Origin of the sequence: Leucobacter rhizosphaerae (assembly GCF_022919175.1) — a bacterium.
Classification (GTDB): domain Bacteria; phylum Actinomycetota; class Actinomycetes; order Actinomycetales; family Microbacteriaceae; genus Leucobacter; species Leucobacter rhizosphaerae.
In genome coordinates this window covers 473,985-486,083 of the sequence record NZ_CP095043.1, presented here as the reverse complement: position 1 = coordinate 486,083, position 12,099 = coordinate 473,985, and the positions used below count along the sequence as shown (strand labels likewise).

General features: G+C 71.1%; 12 protein-coding genes. 2 read left to right on the top strand and 10 right to left on the bottom strand.

Going from position 1 to position 12,099, the window contains the following annotated elements; translation table 11 throughout:
* Positions 1–110 precede the first annotated feature (110 nt).
* Both nusB and efp read right to left on the bottom strand, forming a co-directional pair.
* Positions 111–527: a transcription antitermination factor NusB gene (gene nusB, locus MUN76_RS02215; protein WP_244686762.1), complete on the bottom strand. Its 417-nt coding sequence runs from the start codon at positions 525–527 to the stop codon at positions 111–113.
* A gap of 8 nt (positions 528–535) precedes the next feature.
* Positions 536–1,099: an elongation factor P gene (gene efp, locus MUN76_RS02210; RefSeq protein ID WP_244686760.1), complete on the bottom strand. Its 564-nt coding sequence runs from the start codon at positions 1,097–1,099 to the stop codon at positions 536–538.
* A 156-nt stretch (positions 1,100–1,255) separates the two neighbouring features.
* Between efp and MUN76_RS02205 the strand changes: the two genes are divergently transcribed.
* Complete coding sequence (locus MUN76_RS02205; RefSeq protein WP_244686758.1) at positions 1,256–1,819, top strand: thioesterase family protein; 564 nt, start codon at positions 1,256–1,258, stop codon at positions 1,817–1,819.
* Between the two features lie 197 nt (positions 1,820–2,016).
* On the opposite strand, the gene MUN76_RS02200 is transcribed toward MUN76_RS02205, so the two are convergent.
* Together MUN76_RS02200 and MUN76_RS02195 are read right to left on the bottom strand one after the other, a co-directional pair.
* Complete coding sequence (locus tag MUN76_RS02200) at positions 2,017–2,931, bottom strand: hypothetical protein (protein ID WP_244686756.1); 915 nt, start codon at positions 2,929–2,931, stop codon at positions 2,017–2,019.
* Positions 2,909–4,936 (bottom strand): vWA domain-containing protein, encoded by a 2,028-nt coding sequence (locus tag MUN76_RS02195; RefSeq protein WP_244686755.1) that lies wholly within the window; start codon positions 4,934–4,936, stop codon positions 2,909–2,911. The genes MUN76_RS02200 and MUN76_RS02195 overlap by 23 nt, the downstream gene beginning before the upstream one ends.
* Before the next feature lie 35 nt (positions 4,937–4,971).
* On the opposite strand from MUN76_RS02195, the gene MUN76_RS02190 reads away from it, so the two are divergent.
* Positions 4,972–6,441 carry an AAA family ATPase gene (locus MUN76_RS02190; RefSeq protein ID WP_244686753.1) on the top strand — a complete coding sequence of 490 codons (1,470 nt, stop codon included), beginning with the start codon at positions 4,972–4,974 and terminating at the stop codon, positions 6,439–6,441.
* Positions 6,442–6,635: 194 nt separating this feature from the next.
* On the opposite strand, the gene aroB is transcribed toward MUN76_RS02190, so the two are convergent.
* The 6 genes from aroB to ruvX are packed head-to-tail and all read right to left on the bottom strand — an operon-like array spanning position 6,636 to position 12,099.
* Positions 6,636–7,718, bottom strand: coding sequence for a 3-dehydroquinate synthase (gene aroB, locus MUN76_RS02185; protein ID WP_244686751.1), 1,083 nt, complete (start codon positions 7,716–7,718; stop codon positions 6,636–6,638).
* The gene (locus MUN76_RS02180; RefSeq protein ID WP_244686749.1) at positions 7,715–8,428 is read right to left on the bottom strand and encodes a shikimate kinase; all 714 of its coding nucleotides are present in this window, start codon (positions 8,426–8,428) and stop codon (positions 7,715–7,717) included. The genes aroB and MUN76_RS02180 overlap by 4 nt, the downstream gene beginning before the upstream one ends.
* Positions 8,425–9,621, bottom strand: coding sequence for a chorismate synthase (aroC, locus tag MUN76_RS02175; protein ID WP_244686748.1), 1,197 nt, complete (start codon positions 9,619–9,621; stop codon positions 8,425–8,427). Before aroC ends, MUN76_RS02180 begins: the two co-directional genes overlap by 4 nt.
* Positions 9,622–9,626: 5 nt before the next feature.
* Complete coding sequence (locus MUN76_RS02170) at positions 9,627–10,505, bottom strand: shikimate dehydrogenase family protein (protein ID WP_244686746.1); 879 nt, start codon at positions 10,503–10,505, stop codon at positions 9,627–9,629.
* On the bottom strand, positions 10,505–11,602 hold the full coding sequence (mltG, locus tag MUN76_RS02165) for an endolytic transglycosylase MltG (RefSeq protein ID WP_244686744.1): 1,098 nt from the start codon (positions 11,600–11,602) through the stop codon (positions 10,505–10,507). Before mltG ends, MUN76_RS02170 begins: the two co-directional genes overlap by 1 nt.
* Positions 11,599–12,099, bottom strand: coding sequence for a Holliday junction resolvase RuvX (ruvX, locus tag MUN76_RS02160; protein WP_244686742.1), 501 nt, complete (start codon positions 12,097–12,099; stop codon positions 11,599–11,601). The genes mltG and ruvX overlap by 4 nt, the downstream gene beginning before the upstream one ends.

The following is a 12,099-nucleotide window of genomic DNA, read 5'->3' as shown; positions in this document are numbered from 1 at the left end:
TTTCCGAGCCTCCCTTCTCCGCCTCACGGGACGGAAGTTAAAGAAAAGCTAGTACTCCGCCAGCCTACCGCACGGACGGGGGTCCCGCGTGCGGCGGCCGGCCCGCCCGGCTAGGCCTGAGCGTGCTCCGCGATGCGGCCGAGCACACCGTTGACGAACCGCCCCGAGTCGTCGGTCGAGTACTCCTTCGCGAGTTCCACCGCCTCGTCGATGGCCACGGCCGCCGGGACCTCCGGGTTGTGCAGGATCTCCCAGGCGGCGAGCCGCAGGAGCGCCCGATCGATATGGGGCATGCGCTCGAGCGTCCACGCCTGAGCGTAGCTCGAGATCAGTTCGTCGATCTCGTCCCGGTGATCCGTGACCCCGTCGACGATCTCGCGGGCGTACAGCCAGGAGGCGGCGCGGTCGGGCTCCGCTGCCGCCCGCTTCGCCTCGGCGTTCACGACGGTCGTGATCGACTCGCCTCGGACATCGGCCTGGAAGAGCAGGTCGAGGGCCCGCTTCCGGGCCTTGGTGCGTGCTGACACTCCGCGGACTAGTCGTTGACGCGGCCGAGGTAGTCGCCCGTGCGGGTGTCCACCTTGACGCGGGTGCCGGTCTCGAGGAACAGCGGGACCTGGATCTCGGCGCCGGTCTCGACCGTCGCGGGCTTGGTGCCGCCGGTCGAGCGGTCGCCCTGCAGGCCGGGCTCGGTGTAGGTGACCTCGAGCACGACGGACGCGGGGAGCTCCAGGTACAGCGGCTCGCCCTCGTGCAGGGCGATCTGCACCTGCAGGCTCTCGAGCATGTACTTCGCGGCGTCGCCCACCACGGTGCCGGAGACCGTGATCTGGTCGTAGTCGGTCTGATCCATGAAGACGAAGTCGGCGCCGTCCTGGTACAGGTACTGGAAATCGCGGCGATCCACGTTCGCGGTCTCGATCTTCGCGCCGGCGTTGTAGGTCTTGTCGATGATCTTGCCCGACACGACGTTCTTCTGCTTGGTACGCACGAAGGCGCCGCCCTTGCCCGGCTTGACATGCTGGAACTCGATCACGCTCCAGAGCTGACCGCTCTCTTTGATGACGGTGCCGTTCTTGATGTCATTCGAGGATGCCATGCAGGGGTTCTCCGGGTTCTGTACTCAGGACTTCAGGTTCGATCGCAGGAAGTGCGCCACGTTATTCTACAGTCCCCGGCCGCGGGATCGCTCTGATTGTGCCGGGTCGCCACAATCGGGACGCACTGCGCGCGAGCGAACCCTAGGCTGCCTGGCATGCATATGCTCTTCCGCACCCTCTGGCACATGTGGTTCGTCGGCCGTCGCGGGTCGAAGCTCACCTTCACCGATGTGGCGCGCTCGCGCTTCCGGGTCTGGCCGACCGACCTCGATCTCCTCCGCCACATGAACAACGGCAAGTACCTCTCGATCATGGACGTCGCGCGGTTCGATCTGATCCAGCGCAATGGCGTGATGGCGCTCTTCTCGCGGGAGGGCTGGTACCCGGTGGTGGTCGGGCAGACGATCTCGTACCGGAAGTCGCTGAACCCGTGGATGCGCTTCTGGATCGAGTCCCGGATCCTCGGCTTCGACGACCAGGCCGTGTACATGGAGCAGCGGTTCGTGCGTCCGGGCTCGGATCGCCGCCCCGAGGTCTACGCGCGCGCCGTCGTGCGGGCGCGTATCCTGCGCCGGGGCGGCGGCGTCGTGCCCGTCGGCGAGATCATCGAGAAGTCGGGCGCCAACGTCGACGAGCTCGGGGTGCCCGAGGAGATCCTGGCCTGGGGCCGCGCGACCCGGCTGCCGTCGACCCGGGACGCGGCACCGAGCACCTGGTAGGCGCCGAACACCGGGCAGTCGCCGAACACCGGGGCATCGCTCGGTTGGCGACCGGGGTCGCGCGCGTGTTCGTGCAGAGATCCGCACTCCTGCTGACCGGATTCGCGGATTCTCTCAGCCGGAGTGCAGATCTCTGCTCCAACGAATGAATGAGTGAATGAATGGCAAGCGCACCCTGACGCCCGTGATGCACGCTTCTACGCGATCGGCGGCCGCGCCCCGAGGTGCGGCCCCTGATTGCCGACCTCGCGGCAGCTGATCCGGATCACACCCTCCCGCTCGTCGAAGACGTGCCGCGCCGCCAGGCGACCGTCGGCGAGCGTCCCGGCGAGCCACGTGAAGCTCGACGCATCGATCGGCGACTCCCCCGCCTCGGTCCGCATCAGCTGCAGCATCAGGATCTCCGGGAGCGAGACGTGCGGACCGTGGGTGTGGCCCAGACCGAGCACCGACGGCTTGTCGGCGCCCGGCACGAGGCGCAGGGTCCACTGGACACGGGATCCGGCACCGTCCGACGAGACGCCGTCCGAGGACACGCCGACTGACAACATGCGGTCCGAGCGCACCACGGCGAGCGTTGCGTCGGGCGGGGCGTCCAGTCGGGCAAACTCCTCCGTCGCCTCAGTCGACAGCAGCAGCGGGTCCGGGTGCGCATCCGAGACGGAGAGTCCCTCGGGGTGCCGCGCGGCGGCGAGGCGGAAGGCCGCTCGCCACGGCTCCGCACCGAATCCGTAGGGTGCCGGCACCGCGAGCAGGGTGGGATCCGCGTCGAGGTGCTCGCCGAGTCGGGAGAAGTGCACCCCGGCCGCTGCGAACGTCTCGGGTTCGGGCACCTCGGTTCCCAGGAGGTCAGCGGCCGCGCGGGCGAGGCCGAACGCACGCCCGAGGCGCTGCGCGGCGTCGGCTGACGCGCCGGGGAACAGCGCGTGGGCGAGGGTGTCCGAGCGCAACCGAGCCGCCTCACCATCGAGCCAGGCGTCGAGATCCCGCGCGGAGGCGAGCTCGCCCCCGTCGGTGCCGAACCGCTCATACGCACCGTCGAGCTCGGCCGCAAGACTGGGGAACAACGACCGGATCAGTCGCAGACGTTCAGACGCGGTCGTGGGGCTCATGCTGCAACGGTATCCGAGGAGAGCGGCGCTCCGCGACGTCCTCTGCCACGATCTCGCGGAGCACCTCGGGCAGGCGGCGAGGATCGTCGACCCTGCGACTCGTGGGTGCGAACCGCTCCACGACCTCGTCGCTACCGATCCCCACACCGATGACCTCCACCCCGGCCTCGTGCAAGCGACGGAGCTCGCGGGCTGCGGCGACCGGGTCGTTCGACCCGCCGTCGCCGACGAAGATCACGAGTCGGCGTCGCTCAAGACCATCGCGTGGGCTCGCATTCGCCTCGTCACCCGCCCCAGTACCCAGGCCGAGCTGCCGGGCCGCTGCTCCGAGCGCGGCGCCGTCGTTGGTGGACCCGCGCGGGGATCGTATCGCGTGCACGAGGTGCTGGCGAACGTCGTCGTCGAGGCCCCGTGACAGCGGCTTCACGATCAGCGCCTGCGCGTCGAACACGATGAGTGCCGTGCGGATCGAGAGCTCGAGGTCGACGCCGTGCCGATCCTCGGCGTGACGGATGTCCCGCTCGGCACCGGCGAGGGCCTCCACCATGATGAGCGCCGCGTCCGCGGCAGCTTCGGCGACCGGCCCCTGCATCGACGCCGATCGGTCGACGAGCAGCACGTAATCGGTGCTCCCGGCCCGGCGGGTGCGCCGCGCCCGTGATTCGCGCTGCACGAACGCACTCGGGCGCGGCACCCCCGCGATCGCGTCCGCAACGGCGGAGGCGAGGGACTCGAGCCGCAACGTATCCCCCTCGTCACGAGCGCGTCGGCCGGGGACCCGGCGCTCGGCGACCCGCTCCGCGATCACGCGCGACCACACCTCGCGCATGCGGCCGATCGCGTCGCTCAGCTCCTCGGCGCGTCGTCGGTAATCGAGAGCAGCGCCCGCACCCGCCCGCGTGCCCGCGCCCGCGCCGCCCGCGCCCGCGCCGCCCGCGCGATCGCTCGCCGCGGAATCGCCCGTCGCTCGCGCATCCTGGGGCAGGTCACCGGCGTCGAGCACCAGCGCGCCCGCTGCCGGCATGGGGGTGGACAGGAACGCACGGACGAACCCGGCCTGCTCAGCCGCGAAGAGGTCTGCGCCCTCCGCGTGCTCGGCGCCGTCCCCGGCCCGGGCCCGGTCCGCAGCGGGATCCGGGGGTGTCGCGGCTGCGTCCGTCTCGGACGCGTCCTCGGTGGGGCTGTAGGCGTCGCTCTCCGCGGCGTCCGGATCGCCACCGGGGCCGGTGCCAGCGAGGTCGTCGGGCGCCGGATCGCTGGACCCGTCGTCCGCCCGGTGCGCCCGGTCGCCCACCCCGAGCCCCCGCTCGGCGACATCCTGGGCGCGCAGGCGTTCGAACGCGGGCAGGAGCAGCGCGACGGCGCGTTCCCACCGCAGGAGCCCCGACCGTGTAGGATCCGGCGCGGTCACCCTGCGCACCGGGTCCGGCCCCGTGCCCCCGCGCCGCTGCAGCTGCCGCCACTCCTCGGCGACGGCCGGGTCAACGACCCCGTCGAGCGCCGTGCCCGGGTCCCCGTCGACGCGGCGCAGCAGGCCGATGTGCAGGAGGATCCCGATCCACTGCAGGTGGCGTGGCCACTCGAGCAGGGTCGCCGGGAGCGAGCGGGAGGCCGCAGCCGCGAGCGGATCCTGCGCCGCGGGAACGACCGTCAGAAGCTCCGCTGCCGCCTGCAGCCGGGTGACGGTCTCGAGGAGCGGCGCGAGCTCGGGTCGTCCGGTCGAGAGCGCGGCCCGACGCCGATCGCGCTCCGGGGAGACGCGCGGGAATCGCACGTGCTGCCAGACTTCGAGGAGCGACAGCGCGACGGCTTCCGCGTCGCTGTGCCCGAGCGCGGTGAAATGGCCGAGGCCCACACGCAGACCGCGCGGGGTGAGTTCCCAGTCGGCGCCGTCGGTGACGAGGATCGGCGTTCCCACGATCGCGCCGGCGGCCTCGAGCTGCGCGCGAAGGTCGCCTCCGAACCCGTGGGGCCCGGCGGCTGCGTCACGAGCGTGGTCGGTCATCCTCACACACTATCCGTGACTGATAGCGTGACCGTATGCTCCCGACCGATGCGGATCCCGTGCTGCGCGAACTGCAGCAGCTCTCCGGCGAAGCCCGCCGAGTTCGCAGGGCACTGCGGAGTGCGGAGAGCGCGCATCGGACGGCGCTCGCGTCGGAACTCGAGGCGCTGCTCCGCAGAACCGCCGAGCTCCGTTCGTCCGAGGCGCACGGTGCCCTCGTCGACGACGCACTCGATGCCCGGGCTCGCTCGCTCCGGGTCGCGGCGGAGGCACGTCTCGCCGACCGTCGGACAGCGGAGCGGCGTCGGCAAGCCGACGATCTCGTGGCTCGGGCGATTGCCGACGGGCGGCCGCTCACCGCGGGCGAACAGCGGACGGTGCGGAGTCTCCTCGGGACCGGGACCGGGACCGACCGCGACGCCGGATCCGACCGCGACCTCGACCCCGCGCGCGATCAGAACGACGCGGTCTGGCACCGGAGCATCACGACGGAGCGAGTGCGCGACGACGTGCTCGAGGCGCTCGGCACCGTGGCGCTCCGCGACGCTCGCCGCCAGCTGCGCACGGGCCTGCTCATGACCGACCAGATGCGTCGGATCATCGCCGAGGCGACGCCGGCGATGCTGCGCGGCGATCCGATCCTGCTCGTGGGAGAGACCGGCGGCGCGAAGACCGCGCTCGCGGAGCACCTCAGCCGCGCGGCGATCGGCCGCGATCCTGAGCTCATCTCCGGGTACGGCGACATCACCAGCGCCCAGGTCATCGGGAGTCACGAACTGCGGGCCGAGGGCGGCGCGACGTCGAGCGTCTTCGTCGCCGGCCCCCTGCTGCGCGCCATGGCCGAGGGCCGACCGGTGATCCTCGACGAGGTCAACGCGATGCCGCCCGAGTTCTTGAAGCGCCTCAATCGGATCCTGCAGCTGCGCCCGGGTGACACTCTCGCCGTGCAGGAGGACGCGGGGCGTGCGGTGCGCATCGCCCCCGGCTTCGTCATCCTCGCCACCGCGAACGAGCAGACCCCGCACCGGTACCGCGGGCTCGATCGACTGAGCGCGGAGCTCGTCAACCGATTCGGCGCGAACAGCTACCGGGTGCACTATCCCGATGCCGCCCGCGACTACGCCGACTTTCCGGCGGAGAACGCCTTGCTCGCCGCAGCCGCGATCGCCGATGACCGCGGCGAACTCCCGCCGGAGCTCCCCGTGGATGCGCTCCACCGGGTCGCGCGAGCGGCGTTCATCAGTCAGCAGGTGTTCGCGGGGGCGCACGGCGAAGGCTTCGACGCCTTCGTGTCGACGGAGCGCGAGATCGACGGGCGGCCGGGCCTCGAGGAGTCCGTGCTCGCGCCACGCACGCTCGTGGCGCTCCTGCAGAAGGTTGCCGACAGCGCCGGGACCGTCACCCTCGACCGCGCGCTGACGAGGTTTGTCGAGGGTGTCATGCACCGCGAGGACCGCCGGGTGCTGGCCCTCATCATCGAGGGACAGGGGTTCCGGATCCGCTGAATCGGCCTCGTTCGCGATCACGGCGCCGCCGAACGCGGGCCCCTACACCGAGCCCGAGACGTGCTCGGGAGCTCGCGACAACGGCCAGAAATGGCCGTTGTTCGTTCGCGATCACGGCGCCGCCGAACGCGGGCCCCTACACCGAGCCCGAGACGTGCTCGGGAGCTCGCGACAACGGCCAGAAATGGCCGTTGTTAGTTCGCGATCTCCTGGTAGGCGAACTGCAGCATCGAGTCGTCGACGCCCGCGAGCACCCGGGGCTTGGCGATGTCGTCGAGCACGATGAAGCGCAGCATGCCCGCGCGGGCCTTCTTGTCGCGCTGCATCGTGGCGAGCAGCCCGGGCCAGCGGCCCGCCGGGTAGGACAGCGGCAGCGTCAGCGACTCGAGGATCCGGCGGTGCCGATCGACGACCTCGTCCGAGAGGGCGCCGGCCAGGCGTCCGAGCTCCGCCGCGTAGATCATGCCGATGGAGATGGCGACGCCGTGACGCCACTGGTAGCGCTCCGCGTGCTCGATCGCGTGGCCCAGGGTGTGCCCGTAGTTCAGGATCTCTCGGAGGCCGCCCTCGCGGAAGTCCTCCGAGACCACACGGGCCTTCACGCCGATCGAGAGCTCGACCACCCGCTGGAACTCGGGTGTGGACGGGTCGGTGGCGCGGTCGATGTCGGCCTCCAGGATGTCAAGGATCTCGGGCTCGGCGATGAACCCGTACTTGGCAACCTCCGCGAACCCCGCGAGGATCTCGTTGCGCGGCAGCGTGGCCAGCAGATCGAGATCGCAGAGCACCGCGCTCGGTGCGTAGAAGCTGCCGACGAGGTTCTTGCCCTCGGCCGTGTTGATGCCCGTCTTGCCGCCGACCGCGGCATCGACCATGCCGAGCACGGTGGTGGGTACGTGGACGAGACGGACGCCGCGGAGCCACGTCGCCGCGACGAACCCGGCGAGGTCGGTGACGGCACCGCCGCCGAGGCCGACGACCGCATCGCTGCGCGTGAAGTCGGCCTGCCCGAGGATCTGCCAGCAGAAGGCGGCGACCTCGACCCGCTTCGCCGACTCGGCGTCGGGCACCTCGGCCAGCAGCACCTGCTCATAGCGCCCCTGCAACTGCTCGCGCAGTTCCTCGGCGAGCCGACCGACGGTCGGGGTGTGCACGATGAGCACCTTGTTGACGCGGTCGCCGAGCGCCTCCGGCAGCCGGTCGATCACCCCGCGTCCGACCGTCACGGTGTACTCGGACTCTCCGGTGACCGGGATGGTGGTGGCGGTCGAGGTCATGCGGTGTCCTTCCGGAAGCTGCGCGCCCACTGGGCGACGCGTCGTGCGAGCTGTTCTTTGGTGGCGCGGTCGGTGCGGTACGTGACGTCCGCGACCTCCTCGTAGAGGGGGCGGCGTTCCTCGAAGATCCGCCCCCAGGCGTTCGGGTCGTCGCGCAGCAGCGGGCGCCGGGCGATGTTCGCCGTCCGCAGCACGGCCTCCTGGGTCGTCGTGAGCAGCACGACCGGGTGCTGACGCAGCAGGATCCGGGTGCTCTCGGTCAGCACGGCTCCGCCGCCGAGCGCCAGGATCCGCGCCCCGGGATGCGCGAGCTCGGCCGCGATCACCTCCGCCTCGATTCGCCGGAACTCGGCTTCGCCGTGGGTCTCGAAGAAGGCGGTGATCGGCCCGTGGCCGCGCACGATCACGGCGTCGCTGTCGACGAACGGGATCCCGAGCTCCCGGGCGACCCGCTTGCCGAGGCTGGTCTTGCCCGCGGCCATCGGACCGACGAACACGACGGTGCGGTCGGGCAGGCTGGGACCGCGCCGACGGCGTCTGCGACGACGGGACCGCGGCGCACGCGACGCGGGCTGACCGGCCGGGGTCGCGCTTTCGACACTTCGCGTCGGGATCGGGATCGGGTTCGTGGGCGGCGACGGCTTGGGCTGAGGCGTCGCCGCGGGCGCGGGCAGTCCCGCGTCGCGCTGCGCCCGCCTCGAGCCGCTCACGACTCGATGGCGGTGGTGAGCTGATCCGGAATCGCCGCGAGATACCCCTGCAGATTGCGGCGCGTCTCCGCCACGCTGTCACCGCCGAACTTCTCCGTCACGGCGTCCGCGAGCACCAGTGCCACCATCGCCTCGGCGACGACCCCGGCAGCGGGCACCGCGGAGACATCGCTGCGCTGATGGTGCGCCTTGGTCTCCTCACCCGTGGCCGTGTCGATCGTCGGCAGGGCGTGCGGCACCGTGGCGATCGGTTTCATGCCGGCGCGAACGCGCAGGATCTGACCGGTGGTCATGCCGCCCTCGATGCCGCCTGCACGTCCGGTGTCGCGGGTGATCTCCCCGTCGACGACGTGCAGTTCGTCGTGGGCCACGGAGCCGCGGCGGCGGGTGGTCTCGAACCCGTCACCGACCTCGACGCCCTTGATCGCCTGAATGCCCATGAGCGCCCCGGCCAGTCGGGAGTCGAGACGGCGATCCCAGTGCACGTAGGAGCCGAGTCCCGGCGGGAGGCCGTAGGCCAGCACCTCGACGATGCCGCCGACGGTGTCGCCGGACTTCTTCGTGTCGTCGACCTCCACGACCATCTGCGCGCTGGTCCCGGCGTCGAAGCACCGTAGCGGATCGGCGTCGAGGGCTGCGACGTCCTCCGGTCGTGGCAGTCGGGCGCCCGCGGGTACGGCGACGTCGCCGAGTGCGACGGTGTGGCTCACGAGGGTGATCCCGAGCTCGCGCAGGAACGCGCGGGCCACGGCGCCGAGCGCGACACGGGCAGCGGTCTCGCGGGCGCTCGCGCGCTCCAGCACGGGGCGCGCCTCGGCGAATCCGTATTTCTGCATCCCCGTGAGGTCGGCGTGGCCCGGACGCGGCCGAGTGAGCGGCGCACCGCGGCCGCGGGACTTCTCCGAGAGCTCGGTCGGCTCCGGGTTCATCACCTCGGTCCACTTCGGCCACTCCGTGTTGCCGACGCGGATCGCAACCGGACCGCCGATGGAGACGCCCTGCACCACACCGCCGGAGAGATGCAGCTCGTCCTGCTCGAACTTCATGCGCGAGCCGCGGCCGTACCCGAGTTTGCGTCGGGCGAGATCCTCGCGAATTTCGTCGAGCGACACCGGCACCCCGGCCGGGAGCCCCTCGAGGACGGCAATGAGTTCGGGGCCGTGGGATTCCCCGGCAGTGAGCCAACGCAGCATACCCGCTATTCTCCCATACTGACGGAGTCGAGCGCGCGCTGCATCACCGCCTGCACCTCGTCCTCGTCCGCAACCGCGGTGTCAGGATCGCCGTGCTGGAAGATCCGGATCTGGATGAGCGCCTGGGCGACGAGCATCCCGAGCCCCGAGTGGGCCTGTCCACCCGCACCGGTCCAGCGGACCGCGAGCGGCGAGGGCCACGGGTCGTAGGCGACGTCGAACAGGGGGATCCGCGTGAGGCCGTCGGGCACATCGAGCTCCCGGCTCGCGGGTCCGGGCAGCGCCGAGACGACCAGGGTCGCGGAAGCGAGGAGCGCGGCGGGGTCGGTGCGCCACGCCGTCGGGCTCACTGCGGCCAGCTCGACGGGGGCGGCCGAGGTCGTCTCGCGGGTGCCCGAGAAGCGGTCGACCAGCTCGGCCGCCGCGGCCGCGTTGCGCGCGACAATCGTGACGTGCTCGGCGCCGAGGCGGCGCGCAGCCAGCACCGCCGACACGGCGGTCGCCCCGGATCCCAGGACCACGGTGCGCCGTGCGTCGAGACCACTGCGGCGGATCGCCGTCGCGAGGCCCGCGACATCGGTGTTGAACCCGGCCCAGCCCGCGGCCCCGGAGAGCCGCAGCAGCGTGTTCACGACCCCGCTCTCACGAGCGACCGGGTCGAGCACCGCGGCGAGACGGTGCGCCTCCTCCTTCAGCGGCATGGTCACCGAGAAGCCGCGCCAGTCGGCGTCGCGCGAGGTCAGCAGCTCGCTGAGCGCGTCTCGACCGCATCGGATCGCGGTGTACTCCCAGTCCAGCCCGAGCTCTGCGTACGCCGCACGGTGGATCAGCGGCGACTTCGAGTGCGCGATCGGATCGCCGAGCACCGCGAGCTGCTGCGGCACTAGCAGCCGCGACCGGGGTTTGCGATGCACCACTGGTTGAGCTGCTCGACCGCGGCGTTGTGGTCCTCGATCGTCGACGTGAACACGGACTCGCGCGTGTCGAGGTTCACCGCGACGAAGTAGAGCCAGTCCCCCGGCTCTGGGTTCAGCGCCGCCACGATAGCATCACGACCCGGGTTCGAGATCGGCCCCGCCGGCAGCCCGAGGTGCACGTAGGTGTTCCAGGGGTTGTCGTCCGCGAGAGCCTCGTCCGTGGACCAGACGCTGCCGTCGTCGTGCTGGCCCATGCCGTACTGGGCCGTCGAATCCATCTGCAGCAGCATCTCCTGGGCGAGTCGGTTCTGGATCACGCGGGAAACCTTGCCGAAGTCCTCGATCCGGCCCCCCTCGCGCTGCACCATCGCGGCGATGTTGAGCACTCGCTCACGATCCTCCACCGGCACGCCGAGCTCATCGAGCACGAGCTTCTGCTGCTCCACGAGCCGCGAGATCGCCTCGACGCCCGTGGTGGTCTCCTCGAACTCGTAGGTCGCGGGGAAGAGCCAGCCCTCGAGGCTCGTCACACCCTCGGGGAGCCCGAAGGCTGCGGGGTCCGCGGCGGCGGCCTGCAGCTCCTCGAGCGGGATGTCCGCGCCCGCCGAGATGATCTCGAGCGTCTGCGCCACGGACTTCCCCTCCGGGATCATCGCCGTGTAGGCCATGCGGTTCGCGGGGTCCTGGAGGGCCTCGAGCGCCGATTGCGCGCTCATCTGCAGCTTCACCCGGTACGAACCCGGGAGGAACTCGACCGCCGGATCCTGCTCGAGCAGCAGTTCGTAGAACGCCTCCGAGGTCTTCACGACGTCGGCCTCCTCGAGGGAGACCGCGATGTCCTCGCCGATCTCCCCAGCGGTGATCACGACGATCGCCTCGCCGGTGCCGGTGCCCTCGTAATCGTTGCTGGTCCAGCCCATGGTCTGGGAGATCCGCGGACCGTACTGGGACCAGAGGTAGGTACCGCCCGCGGCGAGGCCGCCCAGCAGCAGCACCGCCACCAGCAGCGAGATCAGGACTCGCCGCCCGGTACCACTCGATTCGCCGCGCGTGCGTGCATTCATTCCGGCGTTCCCCCCTCAGGTGCCCGGTCAGCGTTCTCGACCACACTACCCGGGGCTTCGCCACGCGCGCGCTCCATATCCAGAGCGTGTTGCAGGATGACCACCGCCGCAGCCTGATCGATGATGCCGCGGCTCTGCTTGGTCTTCTTGCCCGCCTGCCGCAGCTGACCCTGGGCCGATACCGTCGAGAGGCGCTCGTCGACGAGCCGCACCGGGATGCCGAGCGGTGCGAACCGTCGGGCCAGCTCCTCGGCGAACGCCACCGCGTCGTCCGTCGACGGGGTGCGCTCTCCGCGGAGATTCAGCGGGAGGCCGACGATGGCCTCGGCCGCATCGAGTTCGCCGGCGATCGCCACGAGCCGCGTGAATGCCGAGTCCCCGTCGAGATCCCGCAGCACCGTCTCCACCGGCGTGGCGAGCATGCCGTGCAGGTCGCTGCGGGCGACACCGACGCGGGCTTTCCCTACGTCGATGCCGAGCCGCACACCGGGTCTCAC